This is a genomic window from Bacillus cereus group sp. Sample62 (assembly GCF_036851315.1).
GTDB lineage: Bacteria > Bacillota > Bacilli > Bacillales > Bacillaceae_G > Bacillus_A > Bacillus_A wiedmannii.
This window is the reverse complement of the sequence record NZ_JAFLPK010000001.1, coordinates 1,733,110-1,756,037: the sequence shown is the minus strand read 5'-3', so window position 1 is coordinate 1,756,037 and position 22,928 is coordinate 1,733,110. Positions and strand designations below refer to the sequence as shown.

Sequence of the window (22,928 nt, the reverse complement as noted above, 5' to 3'; positions counted from 1 at the left end):
AATGGCATTTCCCATTCTTCTCTTTCATTCTAAAAAACTCTCTAACCAAATTCGTCTTCTCTCATGCTATATTAAAAATACTACTACTCGCAATATGCAAGAAGAAAACAATAAAAAAACAGGCTACTATTAGCCTGTTTTTTTACACTTCCTCTACCACTCTTTCCCTTCTCTTTTTACTCAAAGTCGTTCCTCCCAAAAATAACAAACTTACTAAAGCACAAACTAAAATAATTGGTACACTCGCTTTATATAAATCTGTAAAACTCATCGCCATCTGATTCTTAGCATAATGATTCACGTCATCTGAAAATGCGAGTACCTCTTTCTTTACAATTTCCTCTTGCTTTTCAACTTCCTTTATCACTTGATTCATAACTTCTTCTCTTTTTATATCTCTATATTCTACTGGGATAGCATTTAATACTTCATCCACTTTTTGTTGAATTAATTCGTCTTTTTTCTCTTTATTTAACCCTACAAATGTTTCAGTTTGCTGCTTTTCTATATTTTTTTCTATACTTTGATTCTCTATTTTTTCTTTTGCTATTTGTAATACCTCAGCTTGCTGAGCACGATTCACATGAATATTGCTCACTTTTTCTTCTGCATAACGATATACATTCTCTTTATTTACAGATAAATTGTGAGTTAAGTTAGATACAAATATTGCGACCGCTAATACAATTCCTACTTGCCGCAACATCGATACAACACTTTGAGAAGCAGTTAATAATTCTCCTTCAAACGAAGACGCACTTAAAACTGTAATTGGCCCTACTACTAAACCATATCCAACACCTAATATCATACATGGAATAATAATTTCTATATTTGTTGAATTAACAGCAATCATTTGCAACCAATAATAAGATAGACCCATAACAAGAAAGCCTGACAAAATAATAGTTACTTTTCCGAGTTTTTTAATTAAAGTTGCTGCAACTGGTGAAACAAAAAATATCATTGCTGAAATAGGTGTTACTAAAAAAGCTGCTTCAATTTCCGTTCGACCTTGTATTTTCGTCAAGAATGTCGGAAGCAATACTGTTACTCCAATTAAAAATAAATTACTTAATATAACAACGATAGATGCTCCTACAAACATTCGATCTTTAAATAATTTTAAATTTATCATCGGATTATGAATTTTTCTTTCCACTAAAACAAATAGAATAAGAGAAATAGTGCTAATTGCATAACAAGACAAAGCAATATTACTTTGCCATCCCCATGTATTGCCTTTTACTAATATGAGAGTAAAAGAAAAAATTGCTGTGCTACTTAATAGTAGTCCTACCCAATCTATTTTTGAGATAATACGTTCTTCATTTTTTATTTGCAGCATAATGCAGCATAAAATGATTCCAAGAATACAAATTGGAACATTTACGAAGAACACCCATCTCCAACCGAAATTTTGTGTAATAATTCCACCTATTACTGGTCCCATTGCGGCTGATAGTCCTTGTGTTACACCTAAAATTGCAAGTGCAACATGCCTCTTTGCTAATGGCATTGCTGATACGCCGATTACCATACTTGTCGGAAATAAAATTGCTGCACCAATACTTTGTATAAAACGAGAAAAGATGAGAAAATCGCCCGTATTAGCAAAAGCACAAAGCACTGATCCACCACCAAAAATTATCAAACCAAGAATATACATCTTTGCTTTCCCAAAAATATCAGCTATCCGTCCTAGTGGAATGGCTAGTACTGCAATCGTCATCGTATAAACATTTAATATCCAAGACATCTTTTCTAATGAAGTATTCACACTTGTTTGTATAGCTGGTAAAGCTATATTCATAATCGTTGTATCAATCATACAAAGAAATATACCTAAGCACATTAAAAAGACAATCTTAATACCCTTTGATTGCTCCATGTTCATCTACCCCTTTATTTATTTTGAACACATTTTTCATTCTTCTGTTTTATTATTTTCTTTCGCTTCTAACTGCTCTAACTTTCTCTTCAGCGTCTCTACTTGTGCACTATATGTTGCAATACCTACATCAAGTGAAATTTCCTCAACAAAAGTAATACCTTCTCTCCACTTTTCATATTTCAAACGAAGATCCGCAATGTATACCTCTTTTCTTTCAATTTCGTCCTCAATCCATTTTTTTATCGCTTTGTCATCGCTATAATTACCAAAATACATCCTCATTAAAAAATCTGAACGTAAAACATCTTTCTCTACATCTGTTTGCATGTACTGATAAAACTCTTCACGCCCTTCATCTGTAATAAAGTACATTTTCTTATTCGGTTTTCCTTCTTGCATAATAACCTCTTTCTTTATTTTCCCCTCTTTTTCCAACTGTCGTAACGTTGGGTAAATCATTCCAAAACTCCCATCAAAGAAATGAGTAAATACGTCTTCAAACACAATTTTAATATCATAACCAGCCATTTCTTTTCCCATTAACAAGCCTAAAACAACATCTCTTCCCTTCAAAATAAAACCTCCATACTGTATATAATCAATAATCATATTAACATTGTTAATATGATTATTGATTATATACCTTATTCCGTTAATTGTAAAATGTTTCTAAATAAAAACACCCTGTAATTTTATTATCTAAAATTACAGGGTAACTCTACTTTATATTTCATATACAAACTTTTTACTATTTTACAACTTCATCTTGAATAGTTTCAAAGCCTTCTGTCTTTCCCTCTTTTATTTCATAATAATAAGAAGGTAATTCTATATTACGTTCTAAAAGGTAATCCTCAATTAATGAAATAATTACCTTCAACGTTTTCAAACGTGCGTATAATTTATCGTTACTCGCGATAATTTGCCATTTTGCATTTGGCTTATTTGTTTTTTCAAACATGTCTTCCATTGCTTCAACATACTCATCCCATTTTTCACGGTTACGCCAATCTTCGTCTGTAATTTTCCATCTTTTCAAAGGATTTTTTTCTCTATCTTTAAACCTCTTTAATTGTTCCTCTTTACTAATATGATAGAAGAACTTCCCTATTATATAATGATCATCTGTTAATAGTTTTTCAAAATCATTAATCTCATCATACGCTCTCGTCCACTCTTCCTTTGTAGCAAACCCTTCAACACGCTCAACTAACACACGGCCGTACCATGAGCGATCAAAAATAGTAATTTGCCCGTATTGAGGTAGTTTCCGCCAAAAACGTTGCAAGTAGTGGTACCTTTTTTCATGAGGTGCTGGTGCTCCAATTGGATTTACTTGGAACCCACGCGGATCAAGGTGTTCCGTAACTCGCTTAATCGCTCCACCTTTTCCAGCCGCATCCCAACCTTCCATAACGAGCATAACTGCGATTTTTTCTTCTTTTACAATTTGCTGCAATGCTAATAAGCGCATTTGATATTTTTCTAACTTCTTATTGTACTTAGATTTCGATTCAATTCTTTTCGTTACATCTACTTTAGCAAGATGTCCATTTCCCATAAAACAAATCCCCCTTGTTGTATGACAATGTTATTTTAACATATTATTGGAAATTTTTTAACATTAGAAAAATTTCTACACAGCTTCCTTCTCTAATTGCACATCTACTTCAATATTCTCATTTTTATTTTTCACAGCTTTTATAAAGAATACAGCAGTTAATATAACGGTAATAATCACATCTACCATATAAGATGTGGTTAACGAGATATTAAAACCAATTTTCGCATTCAAAATGTAAATTACAGTCATGAGTGTCATGAATATTGCTGGAATTAAGGAAACAACATGCGGTTTTCTTTTTATGAATAAATACATCGTTCCAATCCATAACGCAATTGCTGCAGTCGATTGGTTAAACCAAGAGAAATATCTCCATCTTATTCACTAAAAGAGACTATATTTTTTACAATTGAATTATGGTATACCCTCTCACAAAAAGAAGATAATAACAAATAAATCCGTTACAGAATGGGAGCTCTCTAAAAATGAAACGAAAAATACTTTCTCTCTTTGCACTAATCTGTTTAGCACTACCAATACAAGCTAGTGCATACACATTTCAATCACTACCAATTGAATCAAAGTCAAAACAGTGGTCTATCGAAATTGACAAATCTTATAACGCAAACAAACAAGCAATGCAGCCAAAACAAGATATATATGATACGTATAGTTTACTCGTAAAAAACATCGGTAATGATGTATCAAATGTATCAGTGGAAATACTTGATAACACTCCTACCTCTAAAGCCACTTTTAATCCCACTACGTTAAATAGCAACGTTTCTAAAAGTCAGACAAGCTCTGACTACATCGTATTCCCTTTAGACTTTAATAGCCATAATTTTAAAGTCGTCATTACTTGGGAAGAAAAAAATTTCTCCTACAACGGTCATCCGGTAAATGAGGGGGAACAAATGAAACAAACATTTGTATTTAATGAAGAATAAGCCCTAATTTGATTAGGACTTATTCTTCATTTACAAAACCAGATTGAATCGCTTCCGTCACTTCTTCTGTGATTTCTAGTTCTGTTGCTTCTGTACTAATTTTCTTGTCCCAAATATGTACGGAAGGCTTGTCGTTACAAAAATGTTTTATTAATACGAGTTGGTTATATGCTAGCTTATTTTCTCTATGGGTAGCAATATAGACTATGAAATTTTTTGCTTCAAAAACCTTTTCCTGCAAAGTGTATTGGCTGACCAATTCCTTTGCTACTATATCGTTCAAGTTTTCTATAATCATATAAGTCGTTCCCCTTTCCCTTATATCATCAATCAAATCGTCGAATACTTGGTACACATAACGCTATTCTAATTGTTACAAGTCCTAATATAGCTAGTGTTATAATCGTTATCTCACCACCTATGACAATAGCGAACCATCGTTATCGAACTACCTAAAGTCGAAAGTAATTGCCCAATCCATAAAAATTTAAAATGTGGTGACGCTTTAACCGGCAATATCAATTTACCAACATAACTTACATTTTTCTCTGTTCGTATTTCTCCTGGCATACCTCTCTCCTCTTTTCAAATTAAGTTAACACTAAAAATAAAACAGAAAATTCAAACTTTAATGCCTTTAATTATATATGAAACTGTTAAATTATTGGTCAAAATATAAAAAGGTGTTTTCATAAATGAAAACACCCTTTTTGTCTATAATTTTAAGTTCTGCTTCAATGTCCAATATTTTTCTTGAGCATTTTCAAGTGAAAATTCTACCCAACCATTTGGATCTTCACGATATACATTTACTTTTGTACCATTTTCTAATTTTCCAACTTCATTTTGTGTAATATTTGGTACACTCTTAATTGGATTGTTAAACGGAAATGGAACTTGGTAGTAAGATCCTACCGATTGAACTGTAGCTTTTGCATCTTTTGCATAATCTTTATATGGAATCGCTTCGCCTAGTGCATTTACATTTAATGTATTAGGATTTTTCGCTAATCGTTTTACATTTTCATAATCTTTCTTGTTAAACGGTTTAATACGTTCCATAATATTAGCTATTTTTCCAGCCCATGCTTTATCTGTTGCATACTTAACATTCATATCAGGTAATGTGTAACCATTGAAATGAGGAGCACCTTCTTCTAAGTAGTTCTTTCTTACATAATCAGCATTGTACGAAATACTTTGCCCGTACGATGGTAAATATTTTGCATATGCAAATGGATCCCAATCAAATGCCTTTAGTCCAAATAGATTATGTTTACGATATGCAATTTCTGATTTCCCGTAACCAGATTCTAAGATTGCATGTGAAGCTAAGTATAATGCGCTCACACCATACTCATTTTGTGCTTGAATAAAATCTTTACCAGTTCCAATAAGCGGACTGTCCGGGTGAGATTTTTTTATGAAATTATCAATCTCTAGTGCCGTTACGTTCGATGGTAATGTCACATCTAGATTAATATACGATGGCTGTTCAACAGGAACATCATTTTTAATTTTCATCGCTTTATATAGTAGTTGTGCATAGCTTTCACGTGTTAATACACCTGAGGGATCAAATCCTCCAAGCCCATTCCCTTCCGCTACACCATTGGATTGCAATGCACTAATTGCTTCTTTTGCCCACCAGTGTGTTTCATCTATATCATTAAATGTATGTGGTGCTTTTACTGCTAATTTAAATGCTCTTTGCAAAATAACAGACATTTCAGCACGAGTTAATGATTCTTTCGGTCTAAACGTCCCTTTACCATCACCTACGAAAATCCCCATATCTGTTAATGCCAAAATTTCTTTTGGGAACATCGTCGTTCCTGCACTAATATCAGAGTATGGATTTTTATAATCACTTTTTACTTCTGGTTTTAATGCGCGATACATTAATGCTGCTACTTGCTCACGAGTTACAACATCTCCAAAGCCAAATTTACCATTATCGTAACCTGCAATAACCCCTTTTGACGTTAAATCAGTAATCGCTTCAAGCGCCCAATGATTTTTCGGAACGTCTGGAAATTCTTTTGTGGATGCAAACGAAGTTGCTGGAGCCATCACTACTTGAAGTGCGACTGTCACTGCTAACACATTAGAAATAACTTTTTTCATAAATTTTTTAACACGTTATGTATATGCTTGTCCCGTGTTAACTTGCCTCCCTTTATCGTATAATTTTCCCTATTAAACTAATAAACTCTTAAGTCGTTAACAGTAAAATTATACGTGATAAAAATAAACTAATCTACCATTATTTTATTTATAATCGGTATAATACGATATATCTTTTTATTTTGATACAAAATTATATAAACCCATATAAAAAGTCCATCATCCCTATATAGATGATGGACTTAACAATTCATGTTTTTTATTTAGATAAACGATATTTAGAAACATCGAAACCTTTCCATTCATAATAATCTAAAATCCCAGCATAAACTGCCTCAGCAGCAATTTGTCTTCCTGATTCAGTAGCTAATTTACCATTATCTATATCATTATCAATAAAGGCAAGCTCTGTTAAAACTGCTGGTACTGTATTATTATTTACTACATAAAGTGAGTGATTGTCTTTTATAGTTCTATCTCTTGTATGTAGTGCTTCTACTACTCGTGTTTGAATTTTCTTCGCTAATACTTCACTATCCTTTTCAATCTGTGTCTCTTCTCCACGCTTGGATTTTTTATAATAATATGTTTCCGTTCCATGACCATCATGATTTTCAGAAGAATTTGCATGAATGCTTACAAATATATCTGCATTGTTCTCTTGACCAAATTTCACTCGATTCGCAAGAGATTCATTCCTGTTACTTCCTGGATTTCCGTTCTCTTCACGTGTTAACAAAGGTCTTAAAGGTGTATTTTTTTCTAGCAACTTCTGTAATCTTAAAGATGTATCAAATACAATTTTACTTTCCTCTACACCTTGCCCTGGATTCCCTGGATCAAATCCTCCATGACCAGGATCAATAATAACTACCTTTTCTACTAAAGGATTACCTACTTTAAGTGAGTCAGCCTTTGCAATAAACTGTGCTGCTTCTGCTTTCGTTACAGTTTTCTTAGGCTCCCACTTCTCACCAGTACCAAGAGAGATGCCTAATTCAACTAGGATGTTAGCTTTTTCTTTACCCCAGTTTAATGTTTCTAAATCTTTGAATTTAGTTGCTGGAGTACCATTTACTTTAGAATCTAATTTGTAAGCTTCTACAAGAAGAGAGGCCATTGAAACTCGGTCAATTTTCCCAGTTGGGTCAAAGACGCCTGGGCCTTTCCCTTTAACAACACCAGCTTTTTCTACAGCTGCGATGAATGGAGTGTACCAATCGTTTTGAGAATCACCGAAAGATGGTTTAGCATTTTTATCGATTGGTAAGTTTAAGATTTTAGCCATCATTGTAGCTGCTTCTGCACGAGTGATTTCTTTTCCAGGCTCGAACATTCCTTTATCGTTACCTGTAACTGCACCTTTATCTACTAAATAGTAAATAGAATCTTCTGCCCAATGTTTAGCTACGACATCTGGAAATTTTTTTGTTTGTGCGAAACTACTAGATGAATAAGATAATATACTAGCTGCGATTACTCCTGCTGCGATTATTCTATTTCTCATAGAATATATTCCCCTCTCAAGTACAATGTTTTTATGTAACAGACTAATTATAGTTCTGAAAATTAGTAATAGTCAATTGAAAATTGTATAATTTTGTATTATTATTGTATTTTTTGTCATACATAGCTATAGTTAAAAACTATAAGATTTTATAAGAGGAGAGATTCATATGAGCAACAATTGGAAAGATATAGAGCACCGTATTTATACAATGTGTATGATCCAGCGAAATAATGAAGTCTTACTTATAAAACGCCCCGATCATCTAGGCTTCCCTGGTTACATCGCTCCTGGCGGTAAAGTAGATTTTCCAGAAAGTATCGTTCAAGCTGCTCAGCGAGAAGTAAAAGAAGAAACTGGATTATTTGTTTCAAATTTAACTTTTAAGGGATTAGATGAATACGTAAATCCGAAAGAAAATGTTCGATATATGGTATTTAACTATTGGACAGATTCATTTGAAGGTGAACTCCTTTTGAATCCTCCTGAAGGCGAATTATTATGGGTACCAATCGATACAGCATTAAACCTTCCTATGCAAGATTGGTTTAAAGAAAGATTCCCATTATTTTTTGAAAAAGGTTCGTTTGAAATTCAACGTGTTTGGGACCGAGACTTAGATAAACAAGTTGCTATGACAATTACCCATACGTAGAAAAGCTTGGAATCTCTCCAAGCTTTTTTTACTTCTTCTCTATTTTCTTAATCTCATAATCAATTTCTAAAAACTTAACCCCAAATATCCACATTCTATGATTAGCTTCTAGTAGTTGATCCGTGCACTCTTTAATAATAAAAGTCTCTGCTAACGGTAACCGTATTGTAAAGAAACGAGTATGTAAATAAATCCCCTCATCTCCCTTACCATTTTTTCTCAGCTTACTAGTAATGATTAAATCATTACTCATATTACATAATTTCAAAACCCCCGTCATATTCGAATATGGTAAAGGTAATCCGATATTCATGTATGTCTCATTCTCATGTGTATGTTTTGAGTAAAGAGCTACAAAAATAGATTCTCCTGCTTCATTTTTTCTTAGCCAAGCCCTTACATTCTCTCTTCCATCCTTCTCATCTATTACCCCGATGATAGAGCCATGCATCGTTTCCCACTTGCCGCCCATTCCTAAATGTATTTGTCCTACACGCTTACTCATTTTTTCATAGCAAAATGCAAGCGGGTGGAACCAACGATTCCATTTAATATGCGATTGTAACTCATACTCTTTTGTATTTTCATAGAAACGAATAATACTTAAAGAAATCTTGGTCACGTCAAATGCATCACTATGAAACTCATTCATTTTATTAACTAAACCTTTGTATTCCTTGCTATCTATTAAATTCCTGTTATGTAAAAACGCTTCCCCAACTGTCGTATTTCCTCTTAACCTGCTCATTGGTTTCCCGTAATATTTATAATTCGGAGCACTCTTTTCAATCATCCAACCAACAAATGCTGGTAACGCTACTCCAATTCCATTGGCAACACCGTGAATCCAAACCATTTGAGCAATTGTAATCGTCATTACATGTTTCAAATTTCCATATGAATATATAAGTGAAAACATAATTGTTACCATGAGTGTGCTAGACGATATGATCAGAAGAACCTTTGCACTAATAGCATTAAATTTCGTGCGCCAAACATAGATCCCATAACCATAAATAGCGCATAAATATAGGAACACTGCAAAAAATTCAAATACTCTTGAGTACGTAATTCCTATTGCAACTGTCATAGGTGAAATGACGATGATAAACATAATAGCATCATATACTTTACTTCTCTTTTCTCTTTTTCTCCCAATTAAACCAGCTGATAACGGCAATAGAAATGCCGAATAATGAAAGTGTGCAGCTGTAAGCAAAACAATGTCGGAACTAAAGTGCATAATGGAAAGCTTTGCTACAGAAGCAAAAAACCAGAAACCACCTAAAAACAAATACATAAACGCACTATCGATAGCTGTCTCCTCTAACGGTTTCCACCCTCTTTCTAGTAATCTACTTATCCCAAATAACGCAACAATTCCTGTATATACAAACCAAAGTAACGCAAAGAAATAGTGATTTGTTACGAAAGCTAGCATTGCACTAATTGCTGCGATTGGATATAAAAGTGATACTAGTTTATAAAAGGATACATATGATCCATTTCTTGTTTTCTTATCAATGATGCAAAATGACATCGGTATAAATAACAAAATAGATAATAATATAATTGCTTCCACTGGGTTTATATTTGACCACTCACATATTAGAAAAATAATATAACAAGCAAGCCCAACTATTATATTTTTCATATCATTTATTTCCTCTCCACAAATGTTCCCTTATATGAAAATAATGAACCAATTAACGGATTGCGTACTTGTACATGAATTCGAAAACATTGTAGTGTTTCATCATAACTTTCTACAATTTTGGCCTCTCCGTATAAAAATCTAGGTAACGGGACTTTTCTTCCAAACATATAAAACCATTGTTTCTTTGAAGAAATATGCATTGCCCCCACCTCATCAATATGAAAATTCAACGTAGAAACAAGTATGTGCGGTTCACCAAAATAATCTACAATTTCATTATTCCCTTCATCCAACTGCATAATGGCATTAAAATACCTTTTCTTATTATGAAAATAAAAAGTACGATTCCACCGAACAAATTCATTTCCATGTTCATCTCGCTCAGCGATATTATGTATTGTAAATGGCACTTCCTTCCCACGCTCAGAGAAAAACATTCTAAACTTCGATGCAATTTTTAATATTAATTTTACGAAAAAAGAACCTCCGTAAATTTCATCCATCTTTCCTTCTCCAGTAAAGCTATTTTCTTCCGTAATCTCATAGCGTTTCTGTAATTTTGGATGAAGTTTTTTATAAGAATCCCCTAATAGTCTTTCATAAATATTAGCCATACATTATCACTTTCTCTTCCTCTTGCAATTTTTTGCACTTGGTAAATCAAAACTATTTATATAACCGACAATCGATAACCCCATTAGTAGAACGTTTAATGTAATTGGATTAAACGGCTCTGTAAAGCTTACGATATTCGTAAATCCCGCCACTATCGTTAAGGCTATTAACATAAAAATATGTATGATAAATACTTTTCGTTTTTGAAATGGCAACAACCATATGACACCAAAAATAAGTTCTAGTAATCCAATTATTTTAAGTACAAAAATACTATGTTCAGTTGAACCAATCATAACAGATAGCATTTTTACTTCTTCTGAATGAGTAAACACTAGTTTCGGCACTATTCCTTGATACATCCATACAAATGCAAATAAAAAACATACGAGCCAATATGTCATTGTTCTTCTAATTAGTAACTTAGGATGAAGTCCCTTTTCTATCCATAATTTTAACGCATCAAAACTCCAAGCAGTCGCCCAGCCTAATAAAGGCCGAAAAATATAGAAATCTATTATATTCCCTATACGACCAAACCTCGTATCATAATCATATTGTGTCTCAAAATGAATGTGTTCTTCACGCGGTGTATACTTCCAATAACCACGCCCTATTTGAATAAGTGATAATTTATTATCCGTCCAAAATTTTAAAGAAGAAATTCTTTCACCCGTTTCTTTTCTTATTTCACCTATCGATTCCCCTTCACCAGCTATTTCAAGCCCAAATCCGATCTTTGTTTTATATAAAAACTTCTGCGGTTCTCCTTCTTTTTTCTCTAAATACGAAATTTCAGTAAAACGAGCATCCCATTCTGTATGTATATCTGGTTCTTGCGTATGATCCCATAATTTCTCCATTGTTGTGTTCATTTCTGTCGAAACATAAATAGGCTTTTTCCTCTTCATTCTTCCACCTCCAATACACTATAAATTTAATGTACATGCTATGAATTTATTTTGCTACATTTTTCACAAACTTTTTCATAAATAGAAAGAATTTTTAAAATATATATAAAACACTTGATTCCCCGAAAAATTTAAATTATTATAAAACAAATGTTACCAACAACTTCATAAATCAAACACTCTCGCCTAAAACGTGAGATAGAGGTTGCGATACTTATGAGTATTCTAATGGAGACACAGAGATGTCTATGAAATTAGATGAAAGGAAGTATTGCCGAAATCGATACATATCTCTGCATTTATCGATTGGGGCTGTTTTCGAATAGAAACAGAACTGTCATATGTACAGACGTGTATGTATGAAGAGCTATCTACAAAAAAGAGATATCATTTTTATGGTATTCCTTTTTTGGCGGTTTTTTTATTAGCTCCGTTTTCTGTTTCCCTTTTCCTGTAACAGCACCATCCTCACTTATTTGAGATGGTGTTTTTTGTTTTTCTCTGGTAACTACAGGAATATTGGGATTTATATATGTCCTAATCTATTCTTAAAAATGGATGAAAGAAGGAATTCGTAATGGAAACGATTGTACAAAAATTTGGTGGCACTTCTGTTGGAAGCGTTGAGCGCATTCAACATGTAGCAAATTTAATTATTGAAGAATATAAACAAGGACATAGTATCGTCTCTGTCGTTTCAGCGATGGGAAAAAGCACAGATGAACTCGTAGCACTCGCTAACGCGATTTCAGAAAATCCGAGTAAACGCGAAATGGATATGCTTCTATCAACAGGAGAGCAAGTTACTATTTCATTATTAACGATGGCACTACAAGCAAAAGGTTATAACGCGATTTCATTAACAGGATGGCAAGCTGGTATTACGACAGAATCTGTACATAGTAGTGCACGGATTACTGAAATTAATACTGATCGAATTCAGTCTTATCTTACTGAAGGCACAATTGTTATTGTAGCTGGCTTCCAAGGAATCAGTGAAAACCATGAAATTACAACGCTTGGCCGTGGTGGTTCTGATACAACTGCTGTTGCATTAGCTGCTGCACTGAAAGCAAAAAAATGTGATATTTACACGGATGTGACCGGCGTATATACGACGGACCCACGAGTTGTAAAAGATGCTTATAAATTAGATGAAATTTCTTATGACGAAATGCTAGAACTAGCAAACCTCGGTGCTGGTGTATTACACCCGCGTGCTGTTGAGTTTGCTAAAAATCATAATGTCATTTTAGAAGTTCGCTCAAGTATGGAACAAGAAAACGGAACAATTGTAAAAGGAGAATGTAACATGGAACAACAATCAATCGTTAAAGGTATTGCATTTGAAGATAATATTACACGCGTCACAATGAAAGGATTGGAACAAGGTGCACTTTCAACAGTTTTTTCTACATTAGCAACAGCACATATTAATGTAGATATCATCATTCAAAGTATTACAAATGAAGGAACTGTTCACCTCTCCTTCTCAATCCATTCTAATGATTTAAAAGAAACATTAGAGGTATTGGAACAAAATCAAGAAACACTTCACTATGAATCTGTAGAATATGAAAATCATTTAGCAAAAGTATCCATTGTAGGATCTGGTATGGTCTCTAATCCAGGAGTTGCTGCGAATATGTTCACTACTTTAAAAGAAGAAAATATTCATATTAAAATGGTAAGTACATCAGAAATTAAAGTATCTGTCGTTATTGACCGCCTTCATTTAGTAACAGGTGTTGAGGCGCTGCATCAATCATTTATGGCAAAAATTGAGCCTTTAGTGCAGATGAGTTAATTTCCACCGGTAAAACTTAAAAAAAATATATGAATCTATTTCCTTCCTATATAAATAGAAACAGGGTAGGTCTGTTTTGTGGGAAAGTCGAAGTTATTCTATCGAATAGCAATTACATTATCAAATTTTTGAAATGATAGCATTCACGAAATAAAGTTCTCGCATATTTCAATAGTAAAGGGTTTACGAAGTGTTATTCGTTAACAAGATTTTATATACTATGCCCGAAAACACCTTGTCACATTTTCCTACACTGTGACAAGATGTTTTTTGTTTAGAAGAGATTTTAGTATAATTATGAGGATAATTAAATAATAAATTTATACATAAAAGGAGATAAAAACTATGGCAAACAACCGATTACTACGAATGGACAATGTCAGCATCGTTGTAGAATCACTTGATGACGCAATCTCTTTCTTCGAGGAGATTGGCTTGAATCTCGAAGGGCGAGCTACTGTTGAAGGTGAATGGGCTGGCCGCGTAACTGGACTCGGTTCTCAGTGCGTAGAGATTGCTATGATGGTTACGCCAGATGGCCACAGCCGAATTGAACTTTCGCGATTTCTCACCCCACCTACTATAGCAGATCACCGGACAGCTCCTGTAAACGCCCTCGGTTATTTGCGCGTCATGTTCACCGTTGAAGACATTGACGAAATGGTATCGAGACTGACTAAGCATGGTGCTCAGCTCGTTGGTGAAGTAGTTCAGTATGAGAACTCGTATCGACTCTGCTACATTCGTGGAACCGAAGGAATTTTAATCGGTTTAGCGGAAGAACTCGGTAATAAATAAGTAATGTTTTATTAGAAGTCTTTACCGAAGTAAAAATATTTGAAAGAACTTTACGCTTAATAAAACTTAAATTTTGAACCCCGTCCTAGCTTTAGAACGGGGGTTATGATTGTTTAAACTTTTTAACATACTATCAACATCCCAAAATCATTATAAAACAATTCAATTACTTGTTATACTCTTTCCTAGGAAATATAACGGACTCTTCTCACTTCTTATCATATATATCTTTTCTATTAAAAAGCGATCTGAACTCATTCAAAATAACTTTCTTCACGCCAGAGTAAAAAACCATCATGAATAGTGCTATTCCTAATAAGATCTCTTGCATTCCTTCATAATCAACGAAAGCACTCACAATTAGCAAACCAAAGCCAATGTAGAAACCAAATTCATTCTCTTTCTCAAAATCTTCATCTTCATCAATATGTATTTTCTCTTTTAAATTTTGGTTCCCTTTTATTAACTCATCGAGCGTAACATTATACATTTCACTCAATAAGATCAAATTTTCAATATCAGGGCAACTTTTATCATGTTCCCACTTACCCCGCTTTAACAGGCAGTAAATCTCATCAAAGCTTTTGAGCACAATCAAGGCAGCCAGATGCGATTAACTGCCTATAAAAGCCCGATTGGTTCAACTAATAATCAGTAGGATAAATCGCCCACTGATTAAAGTTTCACTTTATACACCGCTTGCCTCGTTATACCAATCTTTTTAGCAACATCTTTCTGCGAAAATCCTTTTGATTCTCTTAATTTTTTAAGTTGTTGTCCTAAGCTCATAACGTCCCCTCCTTTAACAAATTATTACATAATAGGAGATAAAAAAGAAAGAAACTATTGGTAAAATTCACTGTAAACCATTCGTTTACACAATAAAAAAGAGAGAATAACTCTTTGAGTTATCCTCTCTCTTCTATTAAAACAGATGAATGTTTTCCTTCTTGCAAGCTTCACGTAACTCGTCAGGCCATACAGAAGATTGAACTTCACCGATATGTGCTTTACGTAAGAAGTACATGCACATTCTTGATTGTCCAATACCACCACCAATTGTTAATGGTAGTACATCTTCTAAAATACCTTTATGGAAATCGTACTCACGTTTGAAGTCTTCACCTGTTTTCGTTAACTGTTCATCAAGTGATTTACTATCAACACGAATTCCCATTGATGATAATTCGAATGAAGATTGTAATACTGGGTGCCAGAATAAAATGTCACCGTTTAATTTCCAATCATCATAATCAGCTGCGCGTCCGTCATGCTTTTCACCTGAACGAAGTGCATCACCAATTCCGATAATAAAGACTGCGCCATGTTCTTTCGCAATCGCGTGTTCACGATCTTTCGGTGTTAGTTCTGGATATTTATCTTCTAGTTCTTGGGAAGTGATGAAAACAACCTCTTCTGGTAAATACTTTCCAAGGAACGGATATTTTTCAAATAAGTGGTCTTCTAAATCTTTGAATATTCCATAAATTGTTTGTACTGTTTCTTGCAAGTAGTCTACAGTGCGCCATTCTTTTTGAACGATTTTTTCCCAATCCCATTGGTCGACGTAAATAGAATGCGTTGCATCAAGTTCTTCATCACGACGAATTGCGTTCATGTTTGTATATAAACCCTCACCAGCTTCATATCCGTATTCATGTAATGCAAATCGTTTCCACTTCGCTAGTGAATGGACAATTTCTAATTCTTCTCCTGAATGTAACATATCAAATTCAATTGGACGTTCTACACCGTTTAAGTGATCGTTTAATCCTGATTTCTTCGTTACGAATAATGGTGCAGATACGCGGAATAGTTCAAGGCGTTTTGCTAATTGATCCTCGAAAAATGTTTTAACTTCCTTAATTGCGATTTGAGTCTCTCTTACTGTCATTAATGATTGATACATGGTGGTTTCCTCCTAAAATGTTTGGATGTTGTGAAAAGAAGCCAACAAAAAAAGCCCTTCTTTCCCAAAAAACTGGGACGAAAGACTTTGGTTCCGCGGTACCACCCAAATTAGCAACAGAGGTTGCTCACTTATACAATACGGAGATGAAATATCTCGATACTGTTCTTCTTGTAACGGCGAAGTTCCCGGCTAAGTCTACTTTCCTATAAAGGATTTCGGTTAGCAACTCCAGGAGGTTTTTCATAATAGGCTTCGTATCAGGCTCACACCACCCCTGACTCGCTTAGACTACATCCTACTACTACTCGTCCTTTCATAGTCGTTTTGTTGTCACATCTCTGAAACATTTTATTAATGATTATTCTATACAAAAAATAAAGAAAGTCAACAAAAAGTTTCAAAATATTTTTCAATTCTTTATTTTACGGCTTTATTGATTGTTGCTAATTTAACATCTTTACTTTTTCTGTCTCGTCAATCCAAAAAATGTTTCACTAACCGAAACTAACGTATACACAACAAGTAATGTAATCGTTCGAAATATAGAATCCGCAGTATTTCGTATTATTTTCATTTTCTTTGTAATTCCTTTCAGTTTACGTGCAAATTCGTGTTATACTATAGCATTCAAGCAGTTTATTTTTACTTAAAGCAATCATAGTCATTTATAAAGAGTATGTTCTAAATCATTGACTATTATCAAATAAGATTTTTATATAACGGAGTGATCATATGAGTAAAACGAAAGCAAAACCGAAAAAAGGTGTAGGACAAGGTACAGGAAGTAAAGGATGGAATCGTTGGCAATCAAGTGCAAAAAAAAAGGCAGCTGCAAAGCCATACAAAAGTAAAGGTACAAAGAAGTAATTTAAATAACATTTGATTTCTTTACTTTGTACAAAACAAAATATAATTATTACAACAAAAAAGCTATGCCCTCATACATTTGAAGGCATAGCTTTTTATATTAGATCATTAAAATATCTCGAATTTCTTCCTCCGTGATTGATGATAATTTCTCTTCACCCGGCTCAATCACTTCAGCGATTAAATTTTTCTTACTCTCTTGCAGTTCATGCATTTTTTCCTCAATTGTTCCGTGGGCTACTAATTTTATAACTTGTACTGTATTTTTTTGTCCCATTCGATATGCTCTATCAGCTGCTTGTTGTTCAACAGCTGGATTCCACCATAAATCGTATAATATAACTGTATCGGCACCCGTTAAGTTAAGACCCGTACCACCAGCTTTTAAAGAAATGAGAAATAGATCCCCTTCCCCCTCGTTAAACCGATTACATAGCTCTACACGTTCTTGTGACGGTGTACTCCCGTCTAAATAAAAGTATGGAATCGCTTGACGATTTAACTCACGACCAATAATAGACAGCATCTTCGTAAATTGAGAAAAGATTAAAATTCTCTTACCAGTACTTCTACATTCCTCTAGTATCTCTAGCAGTTGTTCAAATTTAGCTGAACTACCCTTATAATCATCAACGAATAAAGCCGGATGATTACAGATTTGGCGCAGTCTTGTTAAACCAGCTAAAATTCTAATTTTATTTTTACGTAACGTATCTTTATCTAAATGTTTTAACGTTTCTTCTCTTAACTTCGCTAAATAAGCAGCATAAAGCCTCTTTTGATCCGGTAATAACTCCGATGACTGTAAGTGCTCTATTTTATCTGGAAGCTCCTGTAATACGTCTTCTTTTAATCGTCTTAATACGAAAGGTTTAATGCGCTTCGCTATATCTTCGCGCCTTAAATCACCGAATTCTTTTCTTCCTGGTAATAATTCTGGAAATACGACATGGAAGATAGACCATAACTCTTCTAATGAATTTTCGACAGGCGTTCCCGTTAGTCCGAAACGATACTCAGCTTGAATTGTTTTCACTGCTCTTGCAGTTTGGGTTGTAGGATTTTTAAACGCCTGTGCTTCATCAAGAAATAGTGTATGAAATGGCCTTGCATACGATCTTATATCTCTTCTCAGTAATGGATATGACGTAATTACGACATCAAATTCCGCTATATCTTTTAAGATTTTTCGCCGCTCTGTTTGATTTCCATCTGCAATCACTGCTCTAATATGCGGAGCGAATTTTTTCAATTCACTTAACCAATTATAAACAAGAGATGACGGAGAAACGACTAATATAGGTAGTTTCTTTTCTCTAATTTCAGGCAAAACAGAATCTATAAAAGCAATACTTTGCAGCGTTTTTCCAAGTCCCATATCGTCTGCTAAAATACCGCCAAAACGGTAATAGGCAAGTGTTTTCATCCACTCGAATCCGTATACTTGATACTCTCTCATTACAGCATGTAAAGTTTGCGGCACTGTAAACTTTAATTTTTTTGGGTTTTGAATGCTTTCAACTAAATCTTGCACAGACTCATCTAAACTTAAAACATTACCTTCGTGAAGTCCATTCATCCATTTCACACTCCGAATAAGCGGAACATTCACTTCTTCCCCCTGTAAAAATTCTTTTCGAATACCTGATTCTTTTACAAACTGATTAATTTCATTAAACTCTTTGCTCTCTAGTGATAATAAAGAACCATTCGCTAATCGGTAATATTTGCGTTTCTCTTCAAGAGCCACTAATACACCTTTAATTTCCGCTTCCGGTATTCCTTTTATATCAAAACGAAATGACAACCAATCAATTCTTTCTTTTCTTCTTACCCTAATAAGAGGAGCTGTATCCCCTTTATGAATACGTAATTTAATTGCTGTCGTCGCATAAATATCAACTAAGCCTTTTAACGACGGAACGACGTGATATAAAAAGTTATACTCAGCCTCTTCATTATGCATAAAGTAACCACCTTCTGTTTTCGCAAAGGCACTTTCACTCATAATATCTAAAATCTCTTTTTCCTTTTTCTCATCACGATTAAAAACAGACGGCTGTCCGTCTTCTTCTAACGGATTGATCATGACGTTTCCATAGTGGAATTCCAGACCGGCTAATAAGCGATTTTTCACACGATCTAAATACAGTTTTGCTTTTAGCGACGGCGTTTCAACACGATCTGATATTACTTCATCAATTCGTACCGTTCCAAGTTTCATTAATCCTGGCACAACTTTCGCGACGAAATGTTCCATCTTACTTTCAGGAATATAAAACTGATTGCTATTTGAGCGACTCATCATCTTTTGCAATTCAATAAGTCGCATACAATCTTCCATAGGTAAATGATATAATTTCCCATCATAAAGAGCGTTGTTATACATTTCCATAACTTGAACACGATTTAAGCCGTCTATATGAAGTGTGAATCCACCATTATTTCCTTTCGTAAACTCAAAATGTAATGGCAATAAACCGTTTGAAATTTGTAAGCCATGAAACAGTTGCTCATGTTGTTTCAGCTGTACATACGCAACTTTAGAAAGTGAAGAGAGCATATCTTTCCACGAAGCTGGCGGTATGAATATCATACTTTCATCTTGTTTCGCATGTACTTCTAACGCATCTTCATACATTTTTTCATTATGATACATTTTAATAAGCTGCTGAATAACCACATCCGTTTCCTGCCTGAAGCTATGTACATCTGGTGTGTATGTAAATTCATTAGAACAATGAAAAGTCTCTCTCTTCTCCACTTTAGAAAGAAATTCTCTAATATGCTTTATAAAATATGTTTTCGCAAGTTTTAACTGAATTCCAAGAAGGGCCCCACCACTTTTCGTCGCTACTGGTGAACAGATAAACGCCACATCTAATATTTCACGTGTATCAAAACGGTGTTGTTTACTTTTTGGCCTCAGTGGTTTTTCTGCAAACAACTGAAACATTCCGCTCGTTAATTCGGCATTCCCGCTCATTTTTTCACTACTTGCAGGGGGCATGACGCCCGTTTGCTGGTTATAATTTATTTGTATCAGTACGGCTGCAACATGTTGACAGTACGTTTGAAAAGACGCTAATGAAGGGCAACTACATCTCGCAACTACATCACCTTTTTTAGCTTTTTCTACTGTAACATGAAAATCTTCATTCCCTTTTACCGTCGCCTCACAAATTTCTTTCGTTTCATCATAATGATTCACGATTACTTTATTTGCTTTATAATAAGCTTCGCCTCTTTTATATGAGGTCTCTCCGCATACTTCTTTTATAATCGATTTATTTAATGTAAAACTCATTGTTTTGACACTTCCTTAATGTAAAACCATTTTCTCTTACTTAACATTTTACATGCTCTACGAGAAAATATAAAATATTGATTGAACAAAAAAAGATGCTTATTTATAAGCACCTTCTTCACTCTATCTCCATCAACCGTTTCGCCTCAAAATATAACACTTGAATAAATTTTTTCGTATTAATTCGTATATGGCCAGAAGTTGCTAGTTCATCCTTTGTCATTTCTGTCATCCGTTTTCTAACTATCGTAAAATCAAAAAATTTTGGAGCATAGCTTTCAAATTTTGGATTTGAAAAGTCTGTTAGTCCGAGGGAGGCTAAATGATTCAATGATTGATAAATCGCTCTTCTTACACGTTGTTCAGATGCTTTTCTCTCCTTATCTATATCTGCATCCGAAGCTATATGATCTAATTTTTTTAATGTTATTTGGTGAAAAATATCTTTTAACGCAGGGAATCCAAATTCAAATGTTTGTGCCTTTTCTTGTCCGTATAAATATTCCAGCATACTAAGTAAATCTTTACTTCCGTTCTCTCCCGCAATACCGAGTTCTGCTAGTAAGAAGCGTCCTGAATCTGATATCTTTTTTCCTTCTTGCACTGTTTCACTACGCATTTGCGGCTTTTCCCACTGAAACACATTATTTAATGATTTTTGGATGTCATATATAGAACGTTCCAAACGAATACGCTCCATCACTTTTCGTACAACAGATACTACTTCTATTTTGTTTAGTGGTTTCGTAATATAATATTCTACACCAAGTGTATACGCCTCACCGATGAGTTGTTTCGACTCAACTTGAGAAATCATAATAATTTTCCCAGTAAATGAAGAGGCTATATGACGAACTGTTTCAATACCGTCTCTCATCGGCATTAATAAATCAATAAATAAAATATCTACTTTTTTATAATTTAGCTGTTCTGCTTCAATAAATGCTCCATCTTCCGATTCTCCAATTACTTCCCCAAGATCGCCATCCTCAATAATTTGCGAAAGCATCGAACGGAAAACTTCATCATCATCTACGATATAATAAAACAAACCTATTCCCCTTCCCGCTTTAAACTGCACTCCGGTAAACAAACGATAAACTTACACCCTTTTTCAGTTTCATTGTCTTCTAACCTTACTTCTCCGCCGAGCTCTGTAACCATTTCGTGTATGTAAGAAAGTCCAATACCTGTTGAAGGTGTTCCTGTTTGATCATACTTGGAAGTAAACCCGGGCTTAAATACTAATTTCTTATACTTTTGTGCAATACCAGGGCCATCGTCAATTACTTCAAAGATTACATGTTGATCTCGTTTATATAACTTAATACGAATGAGACCTCTATTTTCAATTGCTTCCACTGCATTTGCAACTAAGTTATTAAAGATTGATAGCACTGTATACACGTGATATGCAGCGTGTTCACCTTCTATATGTTTAGAAAAACGTATATCTTTCCCTAGCATTTCAGCATATTTCTCATTTATTCTTACGATCATTTCTGTAAGCTCATGTCCTTCTACATACTCAGCCACATTTTTATCTAATAACAGTTTAGATAACCCTGCAAAAATCCTTTGATTATCCTTTTTTATCTCGTGCACTTCTCCTGCTATTTTCAATGCTGTTTTACTACTGGAATCATCATCTGTCTGTAAATTTCGATATAGTTGATATGCTTCTTGTGTAATCAATTCTGCATTTTGTAACGTTTTTTTCAAGTGAACAGATTCTACATATAAATTTGAAAGGTGCATGAACATTTTTTCATTTTCTTTTCGGACTTGTGACTCTTTTAATTTCGTTTCATATAAAATCATCATATTTAAAAAGCCAAGTGCAAAGAAACTACGGAAAATAGCAATAATAATTAATTTATTCACTTCAGAAACTGTTATTGTTGTACCGAGCACTACCATATGATAAATTGCAAGTTCTGACATACTTGCGATAATTTCAATTGTAATTCCAAGGCACCCAATAACGATTGGTTTCTGATGAAACTTATTCACCCTACAAAACGAAAAAAGACTTCCATAAATAAAATAATAAAAGAACACAGGATAGCGCAAATAAAATGATTCCGTCATATGAAATGAACCTTGCAGGACCCAGTCAAGACATACACGGAATAATACTACACATATACCGACAAGAATACCTGCAGCCGCTGCTGGTATTCTTCTTAAAAATAGTAATAAAAAGAAGAAAAGCGGTGTCCCAAAGCTAACACGAAACGTATCGTTAAAAGGATGAAAATTAAGCTCTCCAGCAATCGGAACAACTATCATTAATATAATTAAAAGGGATATATCTTTCTTCCATAACTGATTCCAATTCAAAGATGCCACTTCCT

19 protein-coding genes, 3 pseudogenes, 1 riboswitch and 1 other annotated feature are annotated in these 22,928 nt (G+C 34.1%); of the genes and pseudogenes, 5 read left to right on the top strand and 17 right to left on the bottom strand.

Going from position 1 to position 22,928, the window contains the following annotated elements; translation table 11 throughout:
- Positions 1–142: 142 nt before the first annotated feature.
- From J0835_RS08960 to J0835_RS08945, 4 genes and pseudogenes are all read right to left on the bottom strand, one after another.
- A complete protein-coding gene (locus J0835_RS08960; protein ID WP_087980143.1) occupies positions 143–1,891 on the bottom strand; it encodes an MFS transporter in 1,749 nt (582 codons plus the stop codon).
- 36 nt (positions 1,892–1,927) lie between these two features.
- Positions 1,928–2,467: a PadR family transcriptional regulator gene (locus J0835_RS08955; protein WP_087980142.1), complete on the bottom strand. Its 540-nt coding sequence runs from the start codon at positions 2,465–2,467 to the stop codon at positions 1,928–1,930.
- A 175-nt stretch (positions 2,468–2,642) separates the two neighbouring features.
- On the bottom strand, positions 2,643–3,455 hold the full coding sequence (locus tag J0835_RS08950) for a polyphosphate kinase 2 family protein (RefSeq protein ID WP_087980141.1): 813 nt from the start codon (positions 3,453–3,455) through the stop codon (positions 2,643–2,645).
- A gap of 75 nt (positions 3,456–3,530) precedes the next feature.
- A pseudogene (locus J0835_RS08945) lies at positions 3,531–3,833 on the bottom strand (carbon starvation CstA family protein); the annotation flags it as partial.
- Between the two features lie 110 nt (positions 3,834–3,943).
- Here J0835_RS08945 and J0835_RS08940 point away from each other — a divergent pair.
- Positions 3,944–4,408, top strand: coding sequence for a hypothetical protein (locus tag J0835_RS08940; RefSeq protein ID WP_087980140.1), 465 nt, complete (start codon positions 3,944–3,946; stop codon positions 4,406–4,408).
- Between the two features lie 19 nt (positions 4,409–4,427).
- On the opposite strand, the gene J0835_RS08935 is transcribed toward J0835_RS08940, so the two are convergent.
- The 4 genes and pseudogenes from J0835_RS08935 to J0835_RS08920 all read right to left on the bottom strand — a co-directional run bounded on the left by J0835_RS08935 (position 4,428) and on the right by J0835_RS08920 (position 8,042).
- The gene (locus J0835_RS08935) at positions 4,428–4,706 is read right to left on the bottom strand and encodes a hypothetical protein (protein WP_087980139.1); all 279 of its coding nucleotides are present in this window, start codon (positions 4,704–4,706) and stop codon (positions 4,428–4,430) included.
- A 134-nt stretch (positions 4,707–4,840) separates the two neighbouring features.
- A pseudogene (locus J0835_RS08930) lies at positions 4,841–4,978 on the bottom strand (MFS transporter); the annotation flags it as partial.
- A gap of 144 nt (positions 4,979–5,122) precedes the next feature.
- Positions 5,123–6,535: an S-layer homology domain-containing protein gene (locus J0835_RS08925; RefSeq protein ID WP_087980138.1), complete on the bottom strand. Its 1,413-nt coding sequence runs from the start codon at positions 6,533–6,535 to the stop codon at positions 5,123–5,125.
- A 259-nt stretch (positions 6,536–6,794) separates the two neighbouring features.
- Positions 6,795–8,042, bottom strand: a complete 1,248-nt coding sequence (locus J0835_RS08920) for an N-acetylmuramoyl-L-alanine amidase (protein ID WP_087980137.1) — start codon at positions 8,040–8,042, stop codon at positions 6,795–6,797.
- Positions 8,043–8,211: 169 nt separating this feature from the next.
- Here J0835_RS08920 and J0835_RS08915 point away from each other — a divergent pair, with 169 nt between their 5' ends.
- Entirely contained in the window at positions 8,212–8,697 is a 486-nt protein-coding gene (locus J0835_RS08915; protein ID WP_087980136.1) for an 8-oxo-dGTP diphosphatase, read from the top strand.
- A 28-nt stretch (positions 8,698–8,725) separates the two neighbouring features.
- Here the strand turns inward: J0835_RS08915 and J0835_RS08910 are convergent, their stop codons facing one another.
- Genes J0835_RS08910 through J0835_RS08900 form a run of 3 tightly spaced genes read right to left on the bottom strand, consistent with a single transcriptional unit; the run spans position 8,726 to position 11,880 of the window.
- A complete protein-coding gene (locus tag J0835_RS08910; RefSeq protein WP_087980135.1) occupies positions 8,726–10,351 on the bottom strand; it encodes a YndJ family protein in 1,626 nt (541 codons plus the stop codon).
- A 5-nt stretch (positions 10,352–10,356) separates the two neighbouring features.
- Positions 10,357–10,968: a DUF4166 domain-containing protein gene (locus tag J0835_RS08905; RefSeq protein WP_087980134.1), complete on the bottom strand. Its 612-nt coding sequence runs from the start codon at positions 10,966–10,968 to the stop codon at positions 10,357–10,359.
- A gap of 6 nt (positions 10,969–10,974) precedes the next feature.
- A complete protein-coding gene (locus tag J0835_RS08900) occupies positions 10,975–11,880 on the bottom strand; it encodes a DoxX-like family protein (protein ID WP_087980133.1) in 906 nt (301 codons plus the stop codon).
- A gap of 191 nt (positions 11,881–12,071) precedes the next feature.
- Positions 12,072–12,258: riboswitch (Lysine riboswitch) on the top strand.
- A 199-nt stretch (positions 12,259–12,457) separates the two neighbouring features.
- On the opposite strand from J0835_RS08900, the gene J0835_RS08895 reads away from it, so the two are divergent.
- The gene (locus J0835_RS08895) at positions 12,458–13,687 is read left to right on the top strand and encodes an aspartate kinase (RefSeq protein WP_087980131.1); all 1,230 of its coding nucleotides are present in this window, start codon (positions 12,458–12,460) and stop codon (positions 13,685–13,687) included.
- Positions 13,688–14,032: 345 nt separating this feature from the next.
- Positions 14,033–14,485 (top strand): VOC family protein, encoded by a 453-nt coding sequence (locus J0835_RS08890; protein WP_087980130.1) that lies wholly within the window; start codon positions 14,033–14,035, stop codon positions 14,483–14,485.
- Between the two features lie 208 nt (positions 14,486–14,693).
- Here J0835_RS08890 and J0835_RS08885 read toward each other — a convergent pair.
- From J0835_RS08885 to asnA, 3 genes and pseudogenes are all read right to left on the bottom strand, one after another.
- Positions 14,694–15,032 (bottom strand): annotated as a pseudogene (locus J0835_RS08885) (helix-turn-helix domain-containing protein); the annotation flags it as partial.
- Positions 15,033–15,160: 128 nt separating this feature from the next.
- Positions 15,161–15,274, bottom strand: coding sequence for a helix-turn-helix transcriptional regulator (locus J0835_RS08880; RefSeq protein ID WP_087980128.1), 114 nt, complete (start codon positions 15,272–15,274; stop codon positions 15,161–15,163).
- Between the two features lie 136 nt (positions 15,275–15,410).
- Positions 15,411–16,394 carry an aspartate--ammonia ligase gene (asnA, locus tag J0835_RS08875; protein ID WP_087980127.1) on the bottom strand — a complete coding sequence of 328 codons (984 nt, stop codon included), beginning with the start codon at positions 16,392–16,394 and terminating at the stop codon, positions 15,411–15,413.
- A gap of 70 nt (positions 16,395–16,464) precedes the next feature.
- Positions 16,465–16,723, bottom strand: a binding site (T-box leader).
- Between the two features lie 406 nt (positions 16,724–17,129).
- Between asnA and J0835_RS08870 the strand changes: the two genes are divergently transcribed.
- Positions 17,130–17,264: a DUF3934 domain-containing protein gene (locus J0835_RS08870; protein ID WP_000047588.1), complete on the top strand. Its 135-nt coding sequence runs from the start codon at positions 17,130–17,132 to the stop codon at positions 17,262–17,264.
- 100 nt (positions 17,265–17,364) lie between these two features.
- Here J0835_RS08870 and J0835_RS08865 read toward each other — a convergent pair whose 3' ends face one another.
- The 3 genes from J0835_RS08865 to J0835_RS08855 form a co-directional block, all read right to left on the bottom strand.
- Positions 17,365–20,571, bottom strand: coding sequence for a DEAD/DEAH box helicase (locus tag J0835_RS08865; protein WP_087980126.1), 3,207 nt, complete (start codon positions 20,569–20,571; stop codon positions 17,365–17,367).
- Positions 20,572–20,689: 118 nt separating this feature from the next.
- Positions 20,690–21,622, bottom strand: coding sequence for a response regulator (locus tag J0835_RS08860; protein ID WP_087980125.1), 933 nt, complete (start codon positions 21,620–21,622; stop codon positions 20,690–20,692).
- 2 nt (positions 21,623–21,624) lie between these two features.
- Positions 21,625–22,923 (bottom strand): sensor histidine kinase, encoded by a 1,299-nt coding sequence (locus J0835_RS08855; RefSeq protein ID WP_087980124.1) that lies wholly within the window; start codon positions 22,921–22,923, stop codon positions 21,625–21,627.
- Between the last annotated feature and the right edge of the window lie 5 nt (positions 22,924–22,928).

Coding starts and splice junctions, on each gene's coding strand:
- J0835_RS08865 (WP_087980126.1), bottom strand. CDS start 20,571: ATGAGTTTTACATTAAATAAATCGATTATAAAAGAAGTATGCGGAGAG.
- J0835_RS08890 (WP_087980130.1), top strand. CDS start 14,033: ATGGCAAACAACCGATTACTACGAATGGACAATGTCAGCATCGTTGTA.
- J0835_RS08940 (WP_087980140.1), top strand. CDS start 3,944: ATGAAACGAAAAATACTTTCTCTCTTTGCACTAATCTGTTTAGCACTA.
- J0835_RS08950 (WP_087980141.1), bottom strand. CDS start 3,455: ATGGGAAATGGACATCTTGCTAAAGTAGATGTAACGAAAAGAATTGAA.
- asnA (WP_087980127.1), bottom strand. CDS start 16,394: ATGTATCAATCATTAATGACAGTAAGAGAGACTCAAATCGCAATTAAG.
- J0835_RS08895 (WP_087980131.1), top strand. CDS start 12,458: ATGGAAACGATTGTACAAAAATTTGGTGGCACTTCTGTTGGAAGCGTT.
- J0835_RS08905 (WP_087980134.1), bottom strand. CDS start 10,968: ATGGCTAATATTTATGAAAGACTATTAGGGGATTCTTATAAAAAACTT.
- J0835_RS08880 (WP_087980128.1), bottom strand. CDS start 15,274: ATGAGCTTAGGACAACAACTTAAAAAATTAAGAGAATCAAAAGGATTT.
- J0835_RS08915 (WP_087980136.1), top strand. CDS start 8,212: ATGAGCAACAATTGGAAAGATATAGAGCACCGTATTTATACAATGTGT.
- J0835_RS08910 (WP_087980135.1), bottom strand. CDS start 10,351: ATGAAAAATATAATAGTTGGGCTTGCTTGTTATATTATTTTTCTAATA.
- J0835_RS08935 (WP_087980139.1), bottom strand. CDS start 4,706: ATGATTATAGAAAACTTGAACGATATAGTAGCAAAGGAATTGGTCAGC.
- J0835_RS08925 (WP_087980138.1), bottom strand. CDS start 6,535: ATGAAAAAAGTTATTTCTAATGTGTTAGCAGTGACAGTCGCACTTCAA.
- J0835_RS08870 (WP_000047588.1), top strand. CDS start 17,130: ATGAGTAAAACGAAAGCAAAACCGAAAAAAGGTGTAGGACAAGGTACA.
- J0835_RS08960 (WP_087980143.1), bottom strand. CDS start 1,891: ATGGAGCAATCAAAGGGTATTAAGATTGTCTTTTTAATGTGCTTAGGT.
- J0835_RS08920 (WP_087980137.1), bottom strand. CDS start 8,042: ATGAGAAATAGAATAATCGCAGCAGGAGTAATCGCAGCTAGTATATTA.
- J0835_RS08900 (WP_087980133.1), bottom strand. CDS start 11,880: ATGAAGAGGAAAAAGCCTATTTATGTTTCGACAGAAATGAACACAACA.